Annotated in this window: 15 protein-coding genes and 3 pseudogenes; 7 read left to right on the plus strand and 11 right to left on the minus strand. The window is 72.2% G+C overall.

All coding sequences use genetic code 11. The features are described from left to right. Window positions 1–97 precede the first annotated feature (97 nt). The 5 genes from tssH to tagH all read left to right on the plus strand — a co-directional run bounded on the left by tssH (window position 98) and on the right by tagH (window position 8,304). A complete protein-coding gene (gene tssH / locus IPK81_07230) occupies window positions 98–2,737 on the plus strand; it encodes a type VI secretion system ATPase TssH (GenBank protein ID QQS13974.1) in 2,640 nt (879 codons plus the stop codon). 121 nt (window positions 2,738–2,858) lie between these two features. Then, window positions 2,859–3,359 carry a type VI secretion system tube protein Hcp gene (locus tag IPK81_07235; protein ID QQS13975.1) on the plus strand — a complete coding sequence of 167 codons (501 nt, stop codon included), beginning with the start codon at window positions 2,859–2,861 and terminating at the stop codon, window positions 3,357–3,359. Between the two features lie 209 nt (window positions 3,360–3,568). Continuing rightward, window positions 3,569–5,425 carry a type VI secretion system tip protein VgrG gene (gene tssI, locus IPK81_07240; GenBank protein ID QQS13976.1) on the plus strand — a complete coding sequence of 619 codons (1,857 nt, stop codon included), beginning with the start codon at window positions 3,569–3,571 and terminating at the stop codon, window positions 5,423–5,425. 25 nt (window positions 5,426–5,450) lie between these two features. After that, on the plus strand, window positions 5,451–6,050 hold the full coding sequence (locus IPK81_07245; protein ID QQS13977.1) for a hypothetical protein: 600 nt from the start codon (window positions 5,451–5,453) through the stop codon (window positions 6,048–6,050). Between the two features lie 94 nt (window positions 6,051–6,144). Continuing rightward, window positions 6,145–8,304 (plus strand): type VI secretion system-associated FHA domain protein TagH, encoded by a 2,160-nt coding sequence (gene tagH / locus IPK81_07250; GenBank protein ID QQS13978.1) that lies wholly within the window; start codon window positions 6,145–6,147, stop codon window positions 8,302–8,304. Between the two features lie 13 nt (window positions 8,305–8,317). On the opposite strand, the pseudogene tssG reads toward tagH, so the two are convergent. The 11 genes and pseudogenes from tssG to IPK81_07305 form a co-directional block, all read right to left on the minus strand. Beyond that, a pseudogene (gene tssG / locus IPK81_07255) lies at window positions 8,318–9,268 on the minus strand (type VI secretion system baseplate subunit TssG). 73 nt (window positions 9,269–9,341) lie between these two features. Further along, a complete protein-coding gene (gene tssF / locus IPK81_07260) occupies window positions 9,342–11,156 on the minus strand; it encodes a type VI secretion system baseplate subunit TssF (GenBank protein QQS13979.1) in 1,815 nt (604 codons plus the stop codon). Window positions 11,157–11,163: 7 nt separating this feature from the next. After that, window positions 11,164–11,649: a type VI secretion system baseplate subunit TssE gene (tssE, locus tag IPK81_07265; protein ID QQS13980.1), complete on the minus strand. Its 486-nt coding sequence runs from the start codon at window positions 11,647–11,649 to the stop codon at window positions 11,164–11,166. Between the two features lie 16 nt (window positions 11,650–11,665). Then, window positions 11,666–12,478 carry a SciE type virulence protein gene (locus tag IPK81_07270; GenBank protein QQS13981.1) on the minus strand — a complete coding sequence of 271 codons (813 nt, stop codon included), beginning with the start codon at window positions 12,476–12,478 and terminating at the stop codon, window positions 11,666–11,668. A gap of 36 nt (window positions 12,479–12,514) precedes the next feature. Continuing rightward, window positions 12,515–14,020 (minus strand): type VI secretion system contractile sheath large subunit, encoded by a 1,506-nt coding sequence (gene tssC, locus IPK81_07275; protein QQS13982.1) that lies wholly within the window; start codon window positions 14,018–14,020, stop codon window positions 12,515–12,517. A gap of 10 nt (window positions 14,021–14,030) precedes the next feature. Beyond that, window positions 14,031–15,512 (minus strand): type VI secretion system contractile sheath large subunit, encoded by a 1,482-nt coding sequence (tssC, locus tag IPK81_07280; GenBank protein QQS13983.1) that lies wholly within the window; start codon window positions 15,510–15,512, stop codon window positions 14,031–14,033. Between the two features lie 3 nt (window positions 15,513–15,515). Then, window positions 15,516–16,019, minus strand: coding sequence for a type VI secretion system contractile sheath small subunit (tssB, locus tag IPK81_07285; GenBank protein ID QQS13984.1), 504 nt, complete (start codon window positions 16,017–16,019; stop codon window positions 15,516–15,518). 154 nt (window positions 16,020–16,173) lie between these two features. Then, window positions 16,174–17,190: pseudogene (gene tssA, locus IPK81_07290) on the minus strand (type VI secretion system protein TssA). 248 nt (window positions 17,191–17,438) lie between these two features. Continuing rightward, window positions 17,439–18,423 (minus strand): annotated as a pseudogene (locus IPK81_07295) (CoA ester lyase). A gap of 76 nt (window positions 18,424–18,499) precedes the next feature. Further along, entirely contained in the window at window positions 18,500–19,489 is a 990-nt protein-coding gene (gene xerD, locus IPK81_07300; protein QQS13985.1) for a site-specific tyrosine recombinase XerD, read from the minus strand. A gap of 1,898 nt (window positions 19,490–21,387) precedes the next feature. Continuing rightward, window positions 21,388–21,558 (minus strand): hypothetical protein, encoded by a 171-nt coding sequence (locus tag IPK81_07305; protein QQS13986.1) that lies wholly within the window; start codon window positions 21,556–21,558, stop codon window positions 21,388–21,390. A 139-nt stretch (window positions 21,559–21,697) separates the two neighbouring features. On the opposite strand from IPK81_07305, the gene IPK81_07310 reads away from it, so the two are divergent. Next, window positions 21,698–22,306: a shikimate kinase gene (locus IPK81_07310; protein QQS13987.1), complete on the plus strand. Its 609-nt coding sequence runs from the start codon at window positions 21,698–21,700 to the stop codon at window positions 22,304–22,306. Continuing rightward, window positions 22,303–23,430, plus strand: a complete 1,128-nt coding sequence (locus IPK81_07315) for a 3-dehydroquinate synthase (protein QQS13988.1) — start codon at window positions 22,303–22,305, stop codon at window positions 23,428–23,430. The genes IPK81_07310 and IPK81_07315 overlap by 4 nt, the downstream gene beginning before the upstream one ends. Window positions 23,431–23,432: the final 2 nt, after the last annotated feature.

A 23,432-nucleotide genomic window follows, 5' to 3' on the forward strand; every position in this document is an offset into this window, starting at 1 on the left:
CTTTTCGCAGCGCCCCGGCGAACACCGGGCGGGTGGGGTACTTCATTACAGGGACGCGCGCCGGCGCACCGCGCCGCGTCGCAAGGGGAGACTATTTATGGCCGTCGATCTCAAATCGCTCGTCGCCAAGCTCAACCAGCCGTGCCGCAAGGCGCTGGAGGACGCCGCCGGCCTGACGATGACGCGCACGCACTACAACGTCGAGATCGAGCACTGGCTGATCAAGCTGCTGGAGATCAAGGACGGCGACATCGCGCGCATCGTCGGCCGCTACGAGGCCGATCTCGGCCGGCTGACCGCCGATCTCAACCGCGCCGTCGAGCGCTTCAAGACCGGCAACGGCCGCCCGCCGGGCCTGGCGCCGCAGGTCGTGGGCCTGGCGCGCGAGGCGTGGATCTTCGCGTCCGTCAACAAGGGCGAGCACCAGGTGCGCTCCGGCCACATCCTCGTCGCGATGCTGTCGGACGAGACGATGTCGATCGCCGCCAACAACGCCTCGAGCCAGTTCGCCAAGATCCCGGTCGAGGCGCTGGCGCGCGACTTCGACGCCGCCACCGAGGGCTCCGCCGAGGCCAGGGCGGCCGAGGCGATGCAGCACGTGCAGTCCGGCCAGGCGGCGGCCGGCGGACCGGCGGCGCCCAAGGGCAGCACCGGCTCGCTCGACCTCTACACCACCGACCTGACGGCGCGCGCCAAGGCCGGCAAGCTCGATCCCGTGCTCGGCCGCGACGCCGAGATCCGGCAGTGCATCGACATCCTGCTGCGCCGCCGCCAGAACAATCCGATCCTCACCGGCGAGGCCGGCGTCGGCAAGACGTCGGTGGTCGACGGGCTGGCGCTGAAGATCGCCGAGGGCGACGTGCCGGACAAGCTGAAGAACTGCGCGATCCGCGTGCTCGACCTCGGCCTGCTGCAGGCCGGCGCCGGCATGAAGGGCGAGTTCGAGAACCGGCTCAACGGCGTGCTGCAGGACGTCAAGGCCTCGCCGCAACCGATCATCATGTTCATCGACGAGGCGCACATGATGATCGGCGCCGGCGGCCAGGCCGGCCAGGGCGACGCCGCCAACCTGCTGAAGCCGGCGCTGGCGCGCGGCGAGCTGCGCACGATCGCGGCCACGACCTGGGCCGAGTACAAGAAGTACTTCGAGCGCGACCCCGCCCTGACGCGGCGCTTCCAGGTCGTGAAGGTCGAGGAGCCCGACGAGAAGAACGGCATCGACATGCTGCGCGGGCTGGCCAACGTCATGGAGAAGCACCACGGCGTGCGCGTGCTCGACGAGGCGGTGCAGGAGGCCGTGCGCCTGTCCAACCGCTACGTCGCCGGCCGCCAGCTGCCCGACAAGGCGATCAGCGTGCTCGACACGGCCTGCGCGCGCGTCGCGATGGGTCTGGCCTCGACGCCGCCGGCGGTCGACGACCTGCGCCGCCGCATCGGGCTGCTCGACGGCCTGATCGCGATCCAGAAGCGCGAGCAGCAGGCCGGCACCGACCACGCCGAGGAGATCGCCGAGGGCGAGGTGCTGCTCGCCCGGCTGCGCGAGGAGCTGACGGCGCTCGAGGAGCGCTGGGCCAAGGAGAAGGTGCTGGTCGACGAGGTGACCAAGCTGCGCACCGAGCTCGAGGGCGAGGTCGACGAGACGGCGCGCCCGGCCAAGAAGGCGCAGCTCGACGCCAAGTGGGCCGAGATGAAGGCGCTGCAGGGCGAGTCGCCGCTGGTGATGCCGCTGGTCGACGCGCAGGCGGCGGCGGCGATCGTCGGCGACTGGACCGGCATCCCGGTCGGTCGGATGCTGGGCGACCAGATCCGCACCGTGCTCAACCTCAAGAACAAGATGGCCGAGCGCGTCATCGGCCAGGACCACGCGCTGGAGCTGATCGGCAAGGGCATGCGCACGGCGCGCGCGCGCATGCAGGATCCGCGCAAGCCGCTGGGCGTGTTCATGCTCGCCGGCACGTCCGGCACCGGCAAGACCGAGACGGCGCTGACGCTGGCCGAGGAGATGTACGGCGGCGACCACGCGCTGACGATCATCAACATGAGCGAGTTCAAGGAGGAGCATAAGGTCTCGATGCTCGTCGGCTCGCCGCCGGGCTACGTCGGCTACGGCGAGGGCGGCGTGCTGACCGAGGCGGTGCGCCGCCACCCCTACTCCGTGATCCTGCTCGACGAGGTCGAGAAGGCGCATCCCGGCGTGCAGGACGTGTTCTACCAGGTGTTCGACAAGGGCATGCTGCGCGACGGCGAGGGCCGCGACATCGACTTCAAGAACACGGTCATCATCCTGACGTCGAACGCCGGCACCGACCTGATCGCCAAGCTGTGCGCCGACCCCGACACGCGGCCCAATCCCGACGCTCTCAACGAGGCGCTGCATCCGGAGCTGCTGAAGACCTTCAAGCCGGCCTTCCTCGGCCGCATCACGATCGTGCCGTACTATCCGCTCGACGACGACACCATCAAGAAGATCGTCCGCCTGCAGATGGGCCGCGTCGTGAAGCGCGTCGCCGACAACTACAAGGCGACGATGACCTACGCCGAGGCCATGGTCGACACCATCGCCAGCCGCTGCACCGAGGTGGCGTCCGGCGCCCGCAACATCGAGCAGATCATCCAGCGCACCCTGCTCCCCGAGCTGTCCAGCGAGTTCCTCGGCGCGATGGCCGACGGAAAAGTTATCCACAAGGTTCACGTGGGGGTGGACAGCGAAGGGCGATTCGAGTATATGATTGAGTAATCGCTCATATTGAGTGCCTCCTCCGACGGAGGGACGCGGCCTGGCCCGGGCCGCGGCGTATCGGAGGATGGATCGGGCAGGCGCAGAGTAGGCCCCGCGCGGGCCACACATGGAGGATACAATGGCTGACATCTACGTCGAAATGACCGGCATTCCCGGCAACGCGACCGCCAAGGGTTACGAGAACCAGATCGTCGTCGACTCGTGCCAGTGGGGCGCCCACAACGCCGCGCCGGTCACCGGCGGTTCGGCGTCCGGCGCCCAGGGCGGCGGCGGCAAGGCGAGCTTCTCGGAGTGCTCGATGTCGAAGCAGACCGACAAGGCCTCGGCGCCGCTGATGCTGCACTGCGCCACCGGCAAGCACATCCCGACGACCAAGATCTCGTTCGTGTCGTCGAAGAACGACAACACGACCCAGCTCGAGATGAAGATCACGCTGACGGACTGCCTGGTCTCGAGCTACTCGAACTCCGGCCACGGCGGCGGTAGCCAGGGCGTGGCGATGGACATGTTCAGCCTCGCCTTCGCGAAGATCGAGTTCGAGCACAACACCTTCGACGCGAAGGGCAAGCCGACCCCGTCGAAGGCGATGTACGACGTCACCTCGGCGACCAAGGGCTAGGGTCCAAGGCCGAGCGCCACACGCGGAACGGCGCCGCCCCGACGGGCGGCGCCGTTTCCGTTGAAGGGACGGCCGGGCGCATCCGGCCGTCGACAGTCGCATCAAATAAATGATTGGTTGATCACTTTTTTATTGACCGCGGCGCGCCGGCGGCATAACGTTGCGCGGTTTCGGACGCGGGTTATCCTCGCGTCAAGCAGGAGGGCGAGATGGCCCAGGGCACCAGAAGGGTCCGGCAGGATCGGCGTTGGCTGCAGGCCCGGACGCCGCTCGCGCAGGACGAGTTCATCCTGACGGGGTTCACCGGCGAGGAGCGCGTCAACGAGCCGTTCCGGTTCATGCTCCGCTTCCTCTCGCACGTGGAGCACATCGAGCCCGAGCGCCTGCTCGGCGCCGACATCGCCTTCTCGATCGGCCTCACCGACGAGGATCTGCGCTGGTTCCACGGGATCTGCAGCCGCGTGCTGTACGGCCAGCGCCTGTCCGGCAAGCGCGAGGAGGAGAGCTGGTTCGAGTACCACCTCGAGGTGGTGCCGCAGATGTGGCTGCTGACGCACCGGGTCGACTGCCGCATCTTCCAGCAGAAGACCACGCGCGACATCATCTCCGACGTCATGCAGCGCGGCGGCCAGCCGACGCCGACCTTCCAGCTCTCCGGCCCGGGACGCACGTGGGAGTACTGCGTGCAGTACCACGAGAGCGATTTCGACTTCGTGTCGCGGCTGATGGAGGAGGAAGGGATCTTCTACTTCCACAAGCACTCGGAGCAGCGCCACGAGCTCGTGATCGCCGACAGGACCAGCGCCTACGAGCCGGCCCGCGACAACGAGGTCTACCTGCGCACGACGCACGCGCACCAGTCGCGCGTCACGCACTGGGACAAGCAGCACCGCTTCCTGCCCAGCCGCTGGGCGCACAAGGACTACGATTTCAAGGTGCCGAAGAAGGACCTGCTGGCCCAGAAGAACCGCCGCGGCGACATCCGCGTCAGCCGGGCCGGCGAGTTCGAGATCTTCGACTGGCCGGGCGACTACATCGACAAGGGCAACGCGGACGGCAAGGGCGACCGCATCGCGGTGCGCCGCATGGAGGCGCTCGAGGCGACCTGGACGGTGGTCGAGGGCCGCGGCGACGCACGCTCGTTCACCGCCGGCGCCCGTTTCAAGCTCAAGGAGAACGAGGTCAAGCAGGACGACGACAAGGAGTGGGTGCTGCAGCACGTCTCGCACGCCGCCAGCGGCGGCTCGTTCCTCGGCGGCGACGAGGAGGGCGCCCATTACTCGAACTCGTTCACCTGCGTGCCGAAGGACGTCGTGCTGCGGCCGGAGCGCAAGACGCGCCGCCCCGTGATCCCCGGCCCGCAGACCGCCGTCGTGACCGGTTCCGGCGAGATCGACGTCGACGAGTACGGCCGCATCTTCGTGCAGTTCCACTGGGACCGCCACGCCAGCGGCCAGACGTCGTGCCGCATCCGCTGCGCCCAGTCGCTGGCCGGCGACAAGTTCGGCGCCGTGTTCCATCCGCGCGTCGGCCAGGAGGTCGTGGTCACCTTCATCGACGGCGACCCGGACAAGCCGCTGGTGACGGGCTGCGTCTACAACGGCGACAACAAGCCGCCGTGGGATCTGCCCGGCAACAAGACGCAGAGCGGCTGGGAGACGCGCAGCACCACCGGCGGCGGCAAGGCCAACGCCAACCTGATCCGGTTCGAGGACAAGAAGGGCTCCGAGGTCCTGTTCATCCACGCCGAGAAGGACCAGTTGCGCGAGGTCGAGAACGACGACACCCTCGACGTGGGACACGACCAGACCGAGACCATCAAGAACAACCGCGAGACCACGATCACGCAGGGGAACGACACGCTCACCGTCAAGACGGGCAAGCAGAAGATCAAGGTGGCCCAGGAGATCGTGATCGAGTGCGGCGACATGGGGACGCGGATAACGATGACGCCGGGGACCATCAAGCTCGAGTCGATGAAGATCGACATCGTCGCCAACGGCATGATGAACATAAAGGCCGGCGGCGTGATGACGATCACGGGCGCCATGGTGAAGATCAACTGAGCCGAAGGCACGCGGGAGAGAAGGCATGGCGGAGGACACGCGGCCGTTCGTGAAGCTGGCGAGCACGTCGGTCGGCGACGTGGCGGCGCGCTGCGAGCTCACGGACCCGGCCAAGGATCTGGCGCGCACGGCGCGGGAGCCGGACGCCTATCTGCGGCAACTGGTCGACGCCGGCATGCGCTCGGACGCGATCCGCTGGCTGGCCCAGGGCCTGCGGCCGCGCGAGAGCGTGTGGTGGGCCTGCATCGCCACGCGGTGCTTCGCCGAATGGGGCCACAAGCTCGAGGAGCCGGACGTCGCGGCGCTGACCGCCGCCGAGGGCTGGGTGTTCAAACCCGACGAGGAGAACCGCCGGGCGGCGATGTCCAAGGCCGAGGTCACCGGCTACCAGACGCCGGCGTCGTGGGCGGCGGTCGCGGCGTTCTGGAGCGGCGGCAGCCTGTCGTCGCCCGAGCTGCCGGTGGTGCCGCCGCCGCCGCACCTGATCGGCCGCGCCGTGTGGGGCGCGGTGATGCTGGCGACCACGTCCGGTCCGCCGGCCGAGGTCGAGGCGCGCCAGAACCGCCTGCTCGGCCAGGGCCTCGACATCGCCCGCGGCGGCAGCGGCAAGGGCCCCGCGGCCTGACCGCGCGGCGGCGGTACCCGCCGCTCAAACGGCGCTTCGCGCCGCCGCGTCGAGGCCGTATCATCGGCGCCGTCGTTCCCGAGGTGCGTTCCCGATGCCGTCAGATCAGCCCTTGCGCCTGCGCGTCCACGCCCATCCGCTGACCGAGACGCCACCGCCGCCCGTGCTGCTGGTCGGCGGCGCGATCACCGTCGGCAGGCGGGACGACAACGGCTGGATCCTGCCCGACCAAAGCGCCAGCGTGTCCCGCCGCCACGCCACGATCGAGGAGCGCAACGGCCGCTGGTGCGTGATCGACGATTCCGCCAACGGCACGTTCCTCAACGGCCAGATGATCGGCAAGGGCGGCGTCCGGCCGCTGACGCCGGGCGACGTGATCAAGATCGGCGACTACGAGGTGATCGTCGAGACGTCGACGGACTCCGGCGCGCCGCCGATGCGCTCCGGCATGCCGGGACTGCCGCCCGCCGCCGACCCGTTCGGCATCGGCGACCTGTCGCGCCCGGAGTACGGCGCGCCGCCGCCGCCGCCGTCCGGCCCGTCGCCGTTCGATCCGCCGCCGCCGGAACGCCCGCTCGAGGGACCGCGCGCCGCCGACATCTTCGGCGATTTCGGCGCCCGCGACGTCGCCCCCGGCGTCGGCATCGGCGCCAATCCCGACACGCCGCTGGCGGCGCTGGGCGGTGGCATCGATTCGGCGATCGACGGTCTGGGCGGCGGAGCGCCGGCGTTCGGCGGCGGCGCCGATCCGTTCGGCGCGCAGCGGCCGCCGGCGGGCGACGGATGGGGCGCGCCGGGCGCGCCCTCCCCCGGGTTCGGCGGCGGCGGACTGATCAACGATCCGCTGTCGGCGCCGGGCGGCGGCTCGGCGTTCGGCGATCCGTTCGGCTCGGCCAACGCCATCCGCGACCCGCTCGCCAACGCCCAAGGGCCGCGCAACGACGCGCTCGGCTCGTCCGATCCCTTCAGCACGCCCGGCGGCGCGTCGGTGTTCGGCACCGACCGCGGCGGCTCGGCCGATTCATTCGGCGCGACGCCGCCGCCGGCGCCGCTCGGCTTCGACGCCGTGCCGATCGCGCCGGTCAGCGGCCCCGGAAGCTCGGCGCTGCCGTCGGACTGGAATTCCGCGCCGGGTGCCGGCCTGGCGCCGCCGCCGGCCGACCTCGACCCGATCGAGCAGGCGCTGTCGGGCCTCGGCGCGGGCGCCGGCGGCGCGGGCGCGGCGCGACCGACGCCCAGCGGCGGCGCCATGCCGTTCGGCGCGGCCGCCGCGCTGGGCGCCGGCGCGCTCGCCGGCGCGGCCGCGCGCCCCGCTCCCGGCGGCCCGCCACCTTCACGGCCCGCTCCAGCGCCAGCGCCGGCGGCGCCCGCCGCCCCGGCCGGCGCGCAATGGCTGCAGTCCCCGCCGCCCGGCGCGGCGGCCGGCGGGCTGTTCGGCGACGCCAGCGCCGGCGCCGAGGATCCGTTCTCCCATCCCGCCGCCCCGGCGGCGGCGGCGCGCGCCCCGCGACCCGCGACTCCCGTCGGAGCGGCGATGGCGCCGCAGGGTCCGCCGCCGCAGGCGTTCCAGCATGGCGCCGCGCCCCCGCCGCCCGCGCCCGCGCGGCCCATGCCGGCGCCGGTCGCGTCGCCGGCCGCGGCCGCGCCCGCCGCGGCGTCCGCCGGCGGCGACGCGTTGCTGCAGGCCTTCATCGAGGGCGCCGGGCTGCGCGAGATCCCCGCCGGCCTCGACACCGTGAAGGCGATGCGCACGCTCGGCTCCTCGACGCGCGCCATCGTGTCGACGCTGGCGCGGCTGCTCGAGGCCCGCCGCCTGCTGAAGGGCGAGTTCCGCATCACGCAGACCGTGGTCGGCGCGCGCGAGAACAATCCGCTGAAGTTCTCGGTCGACGACAGCGAGCTGATGCTGGTGCTGCTCGGCGCCGTGCGGCCCGGCTTCCAGAGCGGCGAGGCCGCCGTGTGGGACGCCGGCCGCGACCTCGAGGCGCACCAGGTGGCGATGCTGTCGGCGTTCCGCGCCACGCTCGACGCCGTGTTCGCGCGGCTGTCGCCCGAGGCGGTCGCCGCCGGCGAGGAGGCCGGCTTCTTCGGCCGCGTCCTGCCGCAGGCGCGCGACGCCGCGCTGTGGGAGCGCTACGCCAAGATGCACGCCGAGATGCGGCAGGATCTCGGCAACACGCTGGCAGGGCGCATCGGCCAGATCTTCGCCGAGGCCTACGAGGCCGAGAACGGACGCCGCGGCGGCTCGCGCTGAGCCCGCCCGCCGTTCAGGGGACGCGGTCGCACGACAGGGTCGCCTCGTCGCGGTCCGCGACGTGCGGCGTGGCGCTCACCCAGGTGTTCCATCCCAGCATGGCGCCGCCGTCGAGCTTGAGCGGCGGCACGTCCTCCTTGCGCAGCGTCAGGCGGACGTCGAAGTACAGCGCCTCCCCCGTGAACAGCCGCGCGAAGTGCACGAGCTCGCGCAGCAGCGAACGGTCGGGCAGGAAGTCGCGGAACCGGGCGTAGGTCAACGGTCCGAGCGAGATCCGGTAGGCGCCCTCCGGCCGCATCGTCCTCTCGCCGATGACCGCCTCGCCGCCGAGCCGGCAGAACCCGCCGGGCGAGAGCCGCGTGCGGTCGGCCTCGGGCAGCCGGTCCCAGCGCGGCACGAACGTGTCGACGACGATGCGCTCGCCGAAGAAATCCGACAGCACGCTCTCCAGCGCCACGGCCGAGCGCGGATGGCCGGCGAGCGCGCCGGCGTAGTAGCGGAACGCCTCGTGGGTCGGCGCCAGACGCCCCTTCAACCCGCTCGTGCCGAACCCCACGAGGGCGTCGATCAGGCCGGTGACGCCGGCCTCGGCCGGCGTGGCGTCGCGCTTGTCGGCCCCGCCCGGCTCCTGCGCGGACAGCCGGTACTTGGTCCAGGCGCGCATGAAGAAGCTGGCGCTGCGGTGGAGGAACAGGTCGAGGAACGCCGCCAGCGCGGCGTCCTTCTCGCGCAGGCGCCCGATGACCATCTCGGAATAGGCCTGCGGCAGGACGCCGGAAGCGCCGATCAGGCCCATGTATCCGACCACCAGCGTCGGCGCCGCGCCGGGAGATTCGCGGAAGCCCGAGATCTCGGCCGCCGGAACGCCAGCTCGGGATCGCCCGCGAAGCGGACCGCCTCGTCGCGCGGATGGGCGTCGCGGCCCACCGGCGCGTTGCCGGCGACCCGCCCGGCGCCGGCGTGCGCGGCGCCGCGCTCCAGCACCAGCAAGGCCTGGAGCGGATCGAACGCCCGCGGATCGGACCGCAGGCGCTCGATCAGAGGAGCGTCTTCTCGCCCGTCCGTGGCGGCCATGTCGCGAGCTTTCCCGTGCGGCCGCTGAGGCGCGCCGTGGTGCGAGTGAACGCGTTGACGTTCGCGTAGAGTCCGAAGAACCGGTCGAGCACGCAGGCCATCAGATAGGCGGCGGCCTGCGGGAAGCGCGCGGGATCGAAGGTGACGTCTATGTCCAGCCCGTTGGCGATCGCGCTCGAGCCGCCGGTGGCGACCCGCGCGATCGAACGCCGGCTCTCGACCGACACGATGCCCTCGATCGGTCCGCGCGTCACCTCCTGATCGCCCCAGTCGTAGAGCCGCAGCACCTCGCGAAGCGCCTCGGCGCCCTCGGCGCCATCGGTGATCGACAGGTGGTTGAGCGAGAGGTGGGACAGCAGGCGCCACAGGCGTCCCGACGACAACGGCGGCCGCCGCGTCGGCGTGAACGGCGTGACCATCACGAGCCGGCCGACCGCCGGCAGCGGCGTCGCCAGATCGAGCCTGATCTCGCCGCCGACGCCGGACAGGCGTCCCAGCAGGTCGCGGTTGAACGCCAGCGTGTCGATCGACACCACCCAGTTGGCGGGCGCGCCGGCGCCGGCGTCGCGGTCCATCACCGACAGGAACACCTCGGTGCCGCGGTCGCGCGATCCGACGCTGACGCGCCGGCTGACCTGCCAGAACCGGCTGCCGCGCGCCGAGTCGTGGCGGACGCCGAAGAACGGCGACAGCACGCTCTCCTCGCCGCCCGGCGCGGTCGCCACGACGCGCTCGATCGAGTGGATCTCGAGCGCCTCCGGGCGTCGCGCGTCGGCCACGATGCGGTTCTCGAACTGGGTGCCGTCGAGGCGCACCGGCTCGGCCCGGTGGCGGAACAGGTTCACCACCGGCACGCAGTTGAGCGCCAGGTCGCCCAGCGACACGCCGCGCTCGAGCTCCTTGTCGCTGTCGCCGAGGTAGAGGTAGACGTCGAGCTCGCGGCCGGCGCCGGCCATGCAGCGCGCCGAGATCCCGGATATCTCGAAGAACAGGAACTTCTGCGGCAGCGCGAAGAACTCGGTCAGCAGGCGGTAGCCGACGAAGGACCGCGCCGTGTAGGGCAGCATGCCGTCGTCGCGGTCGAAGCCGACGGCGCGGACGGCCGACGGCGGCAGGAACACCGCGCGCGGATCGTCCGGTCCCTCGGAGACGGCGACGCCCACCAGCCGGTTCATGACCAGCTCGTAGAGCGGAAGGGCCCGCACCAGCGGCGCGGCGAGGTAGAAGCGCAGCGGGTCGGGTTGAAGATCGCCGAACACCGCCTGTTCGCCCGCGCAGCGCAGCTTGAGGTGCAGGACGCCCAGCGCGGCGCCGCCGCGCGGGTTGACCGGCGCGCGGAACGGCCGGCCCTGCAGTGCGGTGTGCGTCACGTCGATCGGCCACACCCGCAGGTCGCGGGTGGTGCGCAGCCGGCAGCGCTCGCCGTCGACCGGCGGCGTCTCGAGCTCCTCGTGCGCCGGCAGATCGACCGGCTCGGCGACGTCGGGCGCGATCTGGGCGCGCGCGATGCCCATCGGCGGCGTCGGCAGCAGGTAGTGCGGATAGAGCGCGTTGAGCACCGACTCGGTGAGCTCGGGGAACTCGTCCTCGACCTTGAGACGGACGCGCGCGTTCAGCAGCGCGACGGCCTCGATCAGCCGCTCGATATGCGGATCGTCCGAGACGTCGGGTCCGAGCCGCAGCCGTCCCGCGACCTTGGGATAGGCCTCGGCGAAACGCTGCGCGTCGCGCCGCAGGAACTCGAGCTCGCGGTTGTAGAGCGGAAAGAGGTCGTCCATCCGCCGCTCACCCGTCCGCCACGGACATCTGGCGCGTGAGCGCGTCGACGCTGGTGTCGAAGCTGACGGGCTCGGGCGCCGGATCGGCCTGCATCAGCGCCTCGATGCGGAACCGCGCCGCGCGGTCGAGCTCGTCGCCGATGCCCTCGAACCGCACCTCGACCGACGACAGCCGCGGCTCGAACCGGCGGATCGTCTCCTGCACGCGCCGGCGCAGGTTCTGGCGCCAGTCGCCCTGCATCGAGAGGACGGCGAAGTCCGGCAGGCCGTAGCCGACGACCGAGGAGTCGATCTCGCCCAGCACGTCGGGCCAGCCGCGGCAGCGCTCGCGCGTGTTCAGCAGCGCCTCGAGGTCGCGCCGCACCGCGTTGCGCAGCCGCTGCAGCGTCTGCGCCGGCGTCATCGGATGGTCGTGCTCGGCCTCCGGCCGCTCGTCGATCAGGCGGTCCAGCACCGAGAGCTGGGCGCGCAGCGTGTCGTCGTCGATGGCCATCGCGGGCGTCCCCGGGTCAGGCCGGAGCGGTGAATTCGACCGTCGACAGCTCGTCGAAGCCCACGCCGTCGTCGCCGACCAGGAAAAGGCGCAGGCCGACGCCGCGCGTCGGCGCGCCCTCGCCGCCGGCCCAGTCGGTGGTGCGGCCGAGGCGGCAGGCGTCGATGTCGCCGCCCGTCGGCGCCGTCGGATAGGTCGACGGCACGTAGACGACGCCCTCGGGCCCGCCGCGCACGTCCATCGCGCACTGGCGCCAGACGATGTCGCGCGGCCGCGACGGCTTCTCGAACACCATGAGGTCGATCTTGTCGGTCGGAATCCACAGGTACTTGCCGGTCGTGGTCAGGACCTCGACGAAGCCGGCGCACAGATCGTCGGCGTCGCGGAAATCGTCGAACGCGGCGCCGCCCTCGCCCAGCCGGCCGGCGATCCGCGGACGCTTCTCCTCGGCCTCGGCGAGGATCGCCGCCGCCTCGGCGGCGTGGCCGTCGCGCAGCTCGATGAGCGCGCGCAGCGCCGCCTCGACGCTGGGGCCCGGGTCGGTCGCGACCTCGGGCGCGCGGCCCTTCTCGAACACCTCGCGGCGGGCCATCGCGGCCCGCACCAGCTGGCGCGACAGCGCCACGGCGACGGCGAGGTTGGTGTGCTGGGTCGACAGCAGGTCGAGCTGCCGGTCGGCCTTGTCGTAGGCGCCGACGATCATGTGCATCTCGGCGAGGAACGCCCGCGCCTCGGGATCGGTCGGCTTGTCGCGCACCAGCGCGGTCTGCGCCTCGATGGCCTCGTCGAGCTTGCCGTCGCGGAAAAGCGTCTTGCCGTCGCTAGCCATGTGCCCTGACTCCTGTCGATCGCGGTGGCGCGGCGGTCACGCCGCCCGTTGCTGCTGCTGCCGCACGGTGCTGATGAGGCTGAAGGTGGCGCCGATCTCGTCGAGCTGGAACTGCGGCTGCAGCCGCGCGACGACGGCGTAGTGGCCCGGCTTGCCCGGCATCTCGCGCACGTCGATCTGGGCGGCGCGCAGCGGGTACTTCGCCTTCATCTCGAGCGACGCGTCGCCCTCGCCGAGGCAGTACTGCGCGATCCACGTCGCCAGGCGCTTCTCGCAGCTCTCCGGCGTCGACGACGAGCCGATCACGTCGCGCGCCAGCACCTTGATGTAGTGCGCGAAGCGCGACGCGCACAGGATCTGCTGCAGCATCGACGACAGCCGCGCGTTGGCGCGCGCCGCCGGCTTGTCGTAGCGCGCCGGCTGCCACACCGACTGGTTCGACTGGAACACGACGTAGGGCGTCAGGCGGGCGCGCACGACCGGGATGAAGCCGAGGTCGGAGAGCTCGCGCTCCTGCCGCTCCGTCAGCGAGATCTCGACCGGCGCGCGCACGCCGACGCCGCGGCGGTCCGTCGCGAACCATGGCGCCGGCAGCTCGTCGACCAGGCCGCCGCCGGGCAGGTTGCGTCCCGCGCCGCGGATGTCGCCGAACCAGCCGTAGGTCGCGTAGGAGCGGATGACGGTGGCGCCGAAAGCGTAGGCGGCGGACGCCCACAGCCACTGCCCCGCGTTCTCCGCGTGCGCCGACTCGCGGTAGATGAAGCCGTCGGCGCGCGCGCCGTCGGGGCGGTACGGCAGGCGCATAAGCACGCGCGGGAGCGCGATGCCGAGGTAGCGGGAGTCCTCGGTCCCGGACCGCAGGCTGCGCCAGCCGAGGAACTCGGGTCTCAGGAACAGGCCGGTGAGGTCGACGGTCGACGTCAGGTCGCGGAACGAGTCGAGGCCGAACATGGAGGCGGCGCAACCGAGCACGGTGGGCGTGTGCGGCGCGGCGACGACGCCGGCCAGCGCCCGCAGCGTGTCGAGGTCGCGCGGATGCTTGGTCGGCGCGTAGTCGGCGATCATGAGGCCGAAAGGCTCGCCGCCCGGCGTGTCGAACTCCTGGGTGTAGATCTTGTCGAACGCCTCGCTCTGGTCGAACTCGACGGCGCGCTCGAGGTCGCGGGTGAGCTCCGCCCATGACAGGTTCAGCAGGCGGATCTTGACGCCCTTGGCGCCGTCCGCGACGCGCACGAGCCACAGCAGCCCGCGCCACGATCCCTCGAGGCGCTGGACCTTCGGATGGTGGAGGATCTCGTCGAGCTGGCGCGAGATCAGCGCGTCGATGCCGGCGATCAGCCGGTCGATGCGCTCGGCGCACGCCCGGTTGGCGGCGGCGAAGGCGCGCCGCCGCGCGTCGGTCAGCCGGACGGACCCGGCCGTGCGACCGCCGCCGCCGTCCGGCGCCTCGGCGCCGGACGGCGGGAAGTCGACGGCGAGACCCGCGTCCGCGAGCGAATGGCCCGCGGCGTCCCGGGGAAGCGCGTCCTCGGGCGCGGTCACGCGTGCCCCGTCAGCCCGCCTTCTGCGGGATGCGGGCGACCATGCGCAGCGAGGTGGTCAGCTCCTCGAGCTGCAGCCACGGCCTCAGGTGCGCGACCGCGTAGTACGAGCCGGGCGCGCCCGGAACCTCGCTCACGGTGACGCGCGCCTCGCGCAGGGGGTACTTGGCCTTCATCTCCGGACCCACGTCGGGATTGGTGTTCACGTAGTTGTTGATCCACGTGTTCAGCCATTTCTCGGCGTCGTCCCGCTCCATGAACGAGCCGATCTTGTCGCGGCCCATGATCTTCAGGTAGTGGGCGAAGCGCGACGAGGCCATGATGTACGGCAGCCGCGAGGAGATCGCGTCGTTGGCGGTCGCCTCGTGCTTGTCGAACTTCTTCGGCCGGTGCGCCGTCTGGGCGCCGAAGAACACCGCGTAGTCCGTGTTCTTGTAGTGGCAGAGCGGCAGGAACCCGAGGTCCGACAGCTCCTTCTCGCGCCGGTCCGTGATCGCGATCTCGGTCGGGCACTTCTGGTCGACGTCGCCGTCGTCGCTGGTGAAGGTGTGCGACGGCAGGTTCTGCACCATGCCGCCGTTCTCGGCGCCGCGGATCGACGTGCAGAACCCGCTGCGCGCGAACGAGTCGGTGAGGCGGGCGCCGAGCACGTAGGCGGAGTTCATCCAGCAGTAGTGCTCGTGCGCGAGCGCCTTGCCGGGCTCGCCCTCCTCGTAGCCGAACTCGTCGATCGGCTTGGTCTCGCGGCCGTAGGGCAGGCGGGCCAGCGAGCGCGGCATCGTCAACGTGACGAAGCGCGAGTCCTCGCTGTCGCGGAACGACTTCCAGGCCGCGAACTTGACGCTCTCGAAGGGCTTCTTGAGGTCGCGCACGTCCTTGAGGCCGCGGAAGTCCTCGATCTCGAACATCTTCGAGTCGGCCGCCGCGATGAACGGCGCGAAGCTCGCCGCCGCGACGCCGCCGAGGCCGCGCAGCAGCTCGATGTCGTCGGGGTGCGGCGAGAACTCGTAGTCGCCGATCAGCGCGCCGTAGGGCTCGCCGCCCGGCGTGCCGAACTCGTTCTCGTAGATCTTCTTGAACAGCAGGCTCTGGTCGAACTCCGTCGCCTTGGCGAAGTCGTTGAGCATGTGCCGCTTGGACATGTTGAGCACCTTGATCTTCAAGGTGGTCCCCGTCTCGCTGTTCATCACGAGATGGTGCAGGCCGCGCCAGCTGCCCTCGAGCTTGAGGAACTTCTCGTTGTGCATGATCTCGGCCAGCTGCGACGAGATCTTGCCGTCGATCGCGTCGATCGCCTTCTTGATCGTCTGCGTCAGGTTGCGGCTGAACTTGACCGTGCCGGCCATCGCCTGCTCGGTCAGGGCCCGCAGCAGGTCCTGGGCCTCGTTGGCCTCGGTCTGCTTGGTGGCGCCGATCGCCTGGTCCAGCAGCGAGACGCTTTCGGTGGTCGTGGTGGCGGCCGCGGCCGCCTGCGTCTGGGTCTCCCTAGCCATCGATCAGCCCTCCCCGCCGCGCTTCTTGATCTCTTCCTGGAGCTGCTTGAGCGAGCCCTCGTCGGCGAGGATCTTCTCCAGCAGCGCCTCGAGGTCGCCCGAGCGGTCGGCCTTGCCGAGCAGATCGCGCAGCTTGTCGCGGGCCTCGCGGAGCTTCTTGAGCGGCTCGACCTGGTCGACGATGCGCGCCGGCTCGAAATCGTCCATCGAGTTGAACTTGAGGTTGACGGCCATCTCGCTGCCGTCGTTCTCGAGCTTGTTCGCGACGCGCAGGTTCGCGCCCGGCGCCATGTTCGACATGATGCGGTTGAAGTTGTCGCGGTCGATCGACGTGAACTTGCGGTCCCGCACCTCGGGCAGCTTCTGCGTCGGATCGCCGGAGAAGTCGCCCATCACGCCGACCACGAAGGGCAGCTCCTTCTGGACGGTCGCGCCCTCGGTCTCGACTTCGTACTTGATGTGAACACGCGGCTTGCGCACGCGGTCGAGTTTCTCTTGCGTACTCATCGGCCTGCCTCCTTCGATCGATCCTCACGTGACCATAACACACGAATCGGCGCCGGGCGCCACGTTCACTCCGGCGGCGGCGGGCGCGCGCCCGCGTTCTGGAGCATGCGCCGGCGCGTGTCGTCGTCCGGCAGCAGGTCGGCCAGCAGCTCGTAGAGAGCGGCATGCGGGCGCGGTCGACCGTGCCCTCGATGGCGTAGGAGATCGGCGAGTGCGGCTCGCGCTCGCGGAAGTACCGCGCCACCGCCGACAGCATCTCGATCGCCTGCTCGCGGCTCGCGAACGTGCCGGTGCGCGCGAACCCGACGTCGGCGGCCGCGCCCGGCGCGCCGCCGGCCGCCGCCGCCGCCGCGCCGTCAGCCGCCGCCGCCGTCTCCTCGACGATGTAGTGCGTCGCTATCTGCTTGAGCATCGCCTCGACGGCGTCGAGCGTCTCGACCAGCTGCGCGAACGACGGCGCGTCGCCGGCCATCTTCTCCTCGAACACCGCGCCCAGGCGCCGCACCGCCTCGCGCGCCGCCAGCAGGTCGCGGTTGAGCGGCAGGTAGAAGCGTCGGCCGCCGTTGCGGACGACGTTGTCGACCTCGCCCAGGCGCGAGTCGCGCTGCAGCAGCTCGCAGTTCCACAGCGCCAGCGCGCCGTTCTCGCCCGGCTCGGTGATCTCGATCTTCTTCAGCGGCGCGATCAGCGCGCCCTCGCCGTCGGTGCCGTTGAGCGCCGCGAAGGGTTGCGCCTTGGCGCCGGGATCGTCGGGATCCTGCATCGAATGCACGGCGTCCCAGTAGCGTTCCGCGAGGTCGGCGGCGAGATTGAAGCCGTCGCGCACGCCGGCGAAGCCGTGCAGGCGCGTCAGCGCCTCGACCATCCACGCGACGACCTCGAGGTCCTTTGAACTCTCGCGCAGCGCCTTGTCGCAGGCGTCGAGCAGCTGCGCCCACTCCGGCACCAGCGGCGGCGTCACAGGCGGCGCGCCGTCCTCGCCGCCGACCACCTCGCGCTCGGCGCGGCGCTCGGCGGCGCGCGCCTGCTGCCGCAGACTGCGCAGCGTGTAGAACAGGGCGGTGTCGGACGTGTCCTCGCGCAGGTCGGGTCCCGTCGGATTGTCCTCGGCGATCGGCGCGAGCAACGCGTCGAACTCGATGACGGGCGGCGTTCCCTGCGCGTCGGCCATGGTCGGCTCAGACTCCGGTTGCGGTGGGGGACGCGCCGGCGCCGTCCGGACGATCACGCGCGAGCATCATGGTCCCCCCCCTGCGCGGCCGGATCAACAAGCGACGCAACCCCAAGCCGGAACACTAGCAGCATCGCCGCGGAAATCGCAAGCGCAAATGAGTGATCGCTCGGCGCGATTGGATATCGACGGCGATCGGCGCGCGCGGCGCCGCGCGGAACGGAAGACCGCGCGCGCGGACGCCGGGTCTACGCCGCCTGGAGACCCAGACGCGCCGCCATCTGGAGGAGCACCTGCGCCTGCTTGATCGAGGCGTTGTCGATCAGCTTGCCGTCGAGCGCGACGGCGCCCTTGCCCTCGCTCTGCGCCTTGAGCATCGCGTCGAGGACGCGCTTGGCCTTGGCTATCTCCTCGGCGCTGGGGCCGAACACCTCGTTGGCGAGTCCGACCTGCGAGGGGATGGATCGCCCATTTCCCCTCGCAGCCCAGCACGGCGGCGCGGTTGGCCTGGGCGCGGAAGCCCTCGGCGTCGGAGAAATCGCCGAACGGGCCGTCGATCGGCCGCAGACCGTGGGCGCGGGCGGCGACGACCATGCGCGAGATCGCGTAGTGCCAGACGTCGCCCCAGAAATAATCGCGCTTTCCGGCCGCGTCCTTGTCCGTCAGCACGCCGTACTGCGGGTGCGGACCGCCGATGTTGACGGTCTTCGCCTTGGTCGAGGCGGCGTAGTCCGCGACGCCGAAATGCAGCGACTCGTTGCGCTTGCTCGCGCCGGCGATGGCGTCGACGTTCTGCATGCCCAGCGCCGTCTCGATGATCATCTCGAAACCGATGCGCTTCTTCGCCCTGGTCGCCGTCTCGATCTGGGTCACCAGCATGTCCAGCGCGTAGATGTCGGCGGCGGTGCCGGCCTTGGGGATCATGATCAGGTCGAGCTTGTCGACGGCCTGCTCGAGCACGTCGATCACGTCGCGGTACATCCAGTGGGTATCGAGCCCGTTGATCCGCAGCGACACCGTCTTGCCGCGCCAATCCATCGTGTTCAGGGCCTCGACGCAGTTCCTGCGCGCCCGCTCCTTGTCGTCCGGCGCGACGGCGTCCTCGAGGTCCAGGAAGATCACGTCGGCGGCGCCCATGGCCGCCTTCTCGAACAGCTCCACCCGGCTGCACGGAACCGCCAGTTCGCTGCGGTTCAGGCGCTGCGGCGCGGGCTCGGCGACGGTGAACGACATGGCGCGGTCCTCTATGCGGCGGATGCGAAGGTCCCATCACCTTTGTTGCATCGCAGCATCGACGTCAAGGGGCCGGTCAGTCCTTGGCCAACGGATGCTTGTCCTCGACCAGCGCGCGCAGCTTCTCGTCCAGCACGTGGGTGTAGATCTGGGTGGTCGCGATGTCGGCGTGGCCGAGCATCATCTGCACGGCGCGCAGGTCGGCGCCATGGGCCAGCAGATGGCTGGCGAAGGCATGCCGCAGCACATGCGGCGACACGCGCGACGGCGCGATGCCGCACTCGACGGCGAGCTCCTTGAGCACCTGCGCGAAGCGCTGGCGGGTCAGGTGGCCCTCTCGGCCGCGCGACGGGAACAGGAACGGCGAGGCGTGCGCGCCCTTCAACGCGGCGGCCCGCGCGCCGAGCCAGGCGAGGACCGCGTCGCGCGCCGGCTCGCCCAGCGGCACGAGGCGTTCCTTGTCGCCCTTGCCGCGCACGATCAGCGCCTCGGGATCGCGCTCGACCGACGCCAGCGGCAGCGTCACCAGCTCCGACACGCGCATGCCGGTGGCGTAGAGCAGCTCGACCAGCGCCGCGAGGCGCAAGCCCTCCAGCGCGTCGCGCCGGCGCGCCGCCTCGATCAGCGCCGCGACCTCCTCCTGCGTCAGCACCTTCGGCAGGCTGCGCTCCAGCCGGGGCGAGTCCAGGGTCGACGACGGATCGTCGGCACGCCGCCCATCGGCCAGCAGGAAGCGGAAGAACTGGCGGATCGCGCTCAGCCGCCGCGCCGAGGTGCGGCCGCTCATGCCGATGTGCCGCTGGCTGGCGATGTAGGCGCGCAGCGCTTCCGGTGTGGCGTCGAGCGGTCCCTCGCGGCGGCGCGCCAGGAACGCGCACAGCCCGTCAAGATCGCGGCCGTAGGAATCGAGCGTGTTGCGCGCCGCGCCGCGCTCGGCCGCCAGCATCTCGAGGAACAACTCGGTCTCCGGCGGACGCTGCGGCCGCTCCCGCGCGCGCCGGCCGCGCGGCCGGCGCGGCGCCTCGGCCGATGGGCGCGCGGCGGCGCCGGGCGCGTCCTCGGCCATCGCCGTCAGACCCCGGTCGCCAGCACGTGCTCGACCGCGAGCGCGCGCGCGAACGACGCCAGACCGACCGCGCGCAGGGCCGCGATGCCGCGGGCGATGGCGTCGGGATCGGCGCGCGACAGCGGCGTCGCGCCGATCGCCACCAGCAGGTTCGCGACCGTCTCGCCGGCGCGGCCGGCGGCGGCGGCGGCCTCCATCGCGCGCAGCGCGTCGGGCGCGGCGACGACACCACGCGCCGCGCCCGGCGGAATGGCCGCGCCGCCGGATGTCCGAGGGCGCGCAACGCGCCCGCGAGCGCCATGGCGCGCCCCGGCGCGCGCGCCGGATCGTCTGCCTGCGCCAGCTCGAGCCAGCGCGCCAGCCGCGACTCGTCGAGCGTCGCGCGCGGATCGAGGTCGGCCAGCGTCGCCACCGGCAGCAGGCGCTCCAGCGCGTCGACCGCGCGCGCGTCGCGCGCCGACTCGGCGAAGGCGAGATCGAGCCACGCCCGCGCCCGCGGATAATCGGCCGCGATCAGCGCCGCGCGCAGGCCCTCGCCGACCACCGCGATCTGGGCCGGCGCCACCGGCAGCGCGGCGATGCGCGGGCCCGAGGCCCGCACCAGGCCGGCGAACGCGTCCTGGCCACGCGCCTGCGCGAACATCGCGGCCAGCGCCTGCGCCACGGCGGCGTCGCCGCGCGCGTCGCGGACGGCGACATGGAGCGTGGCGCGGCCGGCGGCGGGCTGCTCGCGCGCGAGCGCCTCGTAGAGCCGCGCCAGGGTCTCGGGCTCGACCACGCCCGCCGCCTCGCCCGCCTCCGCCAGCGCCACGCGCCGCGCCAGCGGCACGGCGGGGTTGTCGACCAGCGCGCGCAACAGACCCGGCGTCGGCGCATCGGCGCCGGCGACGGGCGCGAGCTTCTGGATCTCGAGAAGGACGACGTTGAGCGCGTTCGCGGGGCCGGCGCGGGTCGCGCGACCGCCCGAGAGCGCGGCTTCCAGCAGCGCGGCGAACGCGGGATCGGCCGATGGCCGGGCCTCGGCCGCGGCGCGTGCGCCGGCGGGGTCGCCTTGAAGCAGGCGGCACAACGCGACCGCGTCGCTCCAGTAGGTGTCGGTCGCCGCGGCGTCGCCCGCGGGACCGTAGGACGCGATCCGGGCGCACGCCGAGGCGCGATGGCCGGCGAGCAGCAGGCTGTCGGTCAGCAGCCGCGCGACCGGCTCCGACTCGCGCCCGGCCGCGGCGCGCGACATCTCGTTGGCGCTCTCCGCCTCGCCCATCGCCGCCAGACCGCGCAGGCGCGCCTCGTAGAGGCTCTCGCCCGGCGCCGCGCCGGACGGCGGCGCGACGCGGCTGGCGAGGAGGCGGAACTTCAGATCGCGCAGCACGCGCGACGACGGCGCCATCGGCAGCGCCGCGACCAGGCGCTTCGCCTCCGCCATCGTCGTGCCGCGCCACGTCGCGGCCGGCAGGCCGCCCGATCCGGCGTCGATCAGGCCGGCGCGGGCGGCGGCGCCGGCGTCCAGCGACTCCGGCGCGGGACGCGCCGCGGCGGCCGCGGTCGATGCCGCCGCGGCCGGGGGCGTCGGTGGCGCCGCGGGCGCCGTCACGGGCGACGGCGCCGAGGAGGGCGTGGTCGGCGGCGGCGGCGTGGCGCTGGGCGGTGTCGTCGGCGCGGGGGTCGGCGGCTCGGTCGCCGCGGCGGCCGGCTGGCCCGCGGCCGGCGGCGTCGCCGGGACGGCCGGCACGGCGACGGGCTCCGCGGGCTTGCTCTCGCGCGGCCGCGGAGTCTCGACTGGCGGCAGCCCCGCCGGACTCCAGGTGCCGCCCGGGAACCCGAACTGCGCCACCGCCGGCGTCACCGGCGCCAGCGTCGCGAGGATGATCGACACCATCAGCGCGCGCCGGCGGCCGGCGTCACTTGGCGAAGCGTTCATGGGGGATCGCGATCTCGTGCGAGCGCATCGGCGGCGGCACGTCGATGACCGCCAGCGCGATGAATCCGACGACGCACAGCGCCGCCACGACGATGGCGACGATGCCGCCGACGCCGATTCTCGGCTGGTATCCGCTTCTGCGGCCGATCACGTCGGTCGCCTTTCGCTCAAAGGGGGACCACCCGCGCCCCGCTTGTGCGGCGGCGCGCGAGCGGCGATAAAGAGCACACTACCCTGCGGCGGCCGCGATGACAAACGCGCGGCGACGCGCAACACTTTGAGAACGTTCGGTGAATCGCCTTTCGTCGGAACAGGGACACGCGCCGACGGCGGAGCCCGCCCCGGCCGCGCTGGCGCTATCGGCGCGTTCCATCGCCCTGGTCGGGCTGATGGGCGCCGGCAAGAGCGCGATCGGGCGGCGGCTGGCCGCCCGCCTCGGCCTGCCGTTCGTCGACGCCGACACCGAGATCGAGCAGGCCGCCGGCTGCACCATCGCGGAGTTCTTCGAGCGCTACGGCGAGCCCGAGTTCCGGGCCGGCGAACGCCGCGTCATCCAGCGTCTGCTCGACGGGCCGCGCATCGTGCTGGCGACCGGCGGCGGCGCCTACATGGATCCCGCGACGCGCGCCGCGATGCGCGAGCGCGCCGTGACCATCTGGCTGCGCGCCGAGCTGCCGGTGCTGCTCGAGCGCGTCGCGCGGCGCACGCACCGCCCGTTGCTGCGCGGCGGCGAGCCCGGCGAGATCCTTCGCCTGCTGATGGAGGCCCGCTATCCCGTCTACGCCGAGGCCGACGTGATCGTCGACAGCCACGACGCGCCGACCGACCGCACCACCGACGACGTCGCGGCGGCGCTCGAGGCCTATCTCGGCGCGCGCGCCGCGGACGCCGCGGCATGACGCCGGCGCGCCGGGTCGCGGTCGAGCTCGCCGACCGCCGCTACGCGATCGAGATCGGGCCCGACCTGCTCGACCACGCCGGCGCGTTGTGCGCGCCGCACATCCCGCGGCGGCGCTGCGTGGTCGTGACCGACGCCAACGTCGAGGCGTTGCACCTGCCGCGCGTCGTCGCGTCGCTGGAGGCGGCCGGCATCCGCGCCGACCGCGTCGCGGTGCCGCCGGGCGAGGGCAGCAAATCGTTCGAGTCGTTCGGGCGGCTGATGGATTCGCTGCTCGACCTGCGGCCGGACCGCGACACCGTGCTGGTGGCGCTGGGCGGCGGCGTTGTCGGCGACCTCACCGGCTTCGCCGCGGCGACGCTGCTGCGCGGCGTAGAGTTCATCCAGATTCCGACCACGCTGCTCGCGCAGGTCGACAGCTCGGTCGGCGGCAAGACCGGCATCAACACGCGCCACGGCAAGAACCTTGTCGGCGCCTTCCACCAGCCGCGGCTGGTGATCGCCGACACCGCCGCGCTCGACACGCTGCCGCGGCGCGAACTGCTGGCGGGCTACGCCGAGATCGTGAAGTACGGGCTGATCGACGACGCGCCGTTCTTCGACTGGCTCGAGGCCAACGGCGCGCGACTGCTGGCCGGCGACGCCGCCGCCCGCGTCGAGGCGGTGGCGCGCAGCTGCGAATCCAAGGCCCGCATCGTCGCCGCCGACGAGCGCGAGACCGGCGACCTGCGGGCGCTGCTCAACCTCGGCCACACATTTGGCCACGCGCTCGAGAAGGAGACCGGCTATGGGCCGGACCTGCTGCACGGCGAGGCCGTCGGCATCGGCATGGCGATGGCGTTCGACATGTCGGCGGCGATGGGGCTGTGCCCGCCGGAGGACTCGGCGCGCGTGCGCCGCCACCTCGACTCGGTCGGCATGGCAACGTCGCCGCGCGCGATCCCCGGCGACAACACGCGGGCCTGGGACGCCGACCGCTTCGTCGGCCACATGCGCGGCGACAAGAAGAACCGCGACGGGCGCATCACCTTCATCCTCGCGCGCGGCATCGGCCGGTCGTTCGTCGCCCGCGGCATCGACGAGGCGCCGGCGCTGGACGCCGTGCGCCGCGCCATCGCCGGCTGAGG

The sequence above is a fragment of the Rhodospirillales bacterium genome, assembly GCA_016699855.1.
GTDB lineage: Bacteria > Pseudomonadota > Alphaproteobacteria > Reyranellales > Reyranellaceae.

Coding starts and splice junctions, on each gene's coding strand:
- tssH (QQS13974.1), top strand. CDS start 98: ATGGCCGTCGATCTCAAATCGCTCGTCGCCAAGCTCAACCAGCCGTGC.
- IPK81_07235 (QQS13975.1), top strand. CDS start 2,859: ATGGCTGACATCTACGTCGAAATGACCGGCATTCCCGGCAACGCGACC.
- tssI (QQS13976.1), top strand. CDS start 3,569: ATGGCCCAGGGCACCAGAAGGGTCCGGCAGGATCGGCGTTGGCTGCAG.
- IPK81_07245 (QQS13977.1), top strand. CDS start 5,451: ATGGCGGAGGACACGCGGCCGTTCGTGAAGCTGGCGAGCACGTCGGTC.
- tagH (QQS13978.1), top strand. CDS start 6,145: ATGCCGTCAGATCAGCCCTTGCGCCTGCGCGTCCACGCCCATCCGCTG.
- tssF (QQS13979.1), bottom strand. CDS start 11,156: ATGGACGACCTCTTTCCGCTCTACAACCGCGAGCTCGAGTTCCTGCGG.
- tssE (QQS13980.1), bottom strand. CDS start 11,649: ATGGCCATCGACGACGACACGCTGCGCGCCCAGCTCTCGGTGCTGGAC.
- IPK81_07270 (QQS13981.1), bottom strand. CDS start 12,478: ATGGCTAGCGACGGCAAGACGCTTTTCCGCGACGGCAAGCTCGACGAG.
- tssC (QQS13983.1), bottom strand. CDS start 15,512: ATGGCTAGGGAGACCCAGACGCAGGCGGCCGCGGCCGCCACCACGACC.
- tssB (QQS13984.1), bottom strand. CDS start 16,019: ATGAGTACGCAAGAGAAACTCGACCGCGTGCGCAAGCCGCGTGTTCAC.
- xerD (QQS13985.1), bottom strand. CDS start 19,489: ATGGCCGAGGACGCGCCCGGCGCCGCCGCGCGCCCATCGGCCGAGGCG.
- IPK81_07315 (QQS13988.1), top strand. CDS start 22,303: ATGACGCCGGCGCGCCGGGTCGCGGTCGAGCTCGCCGACCGCCGCTAC.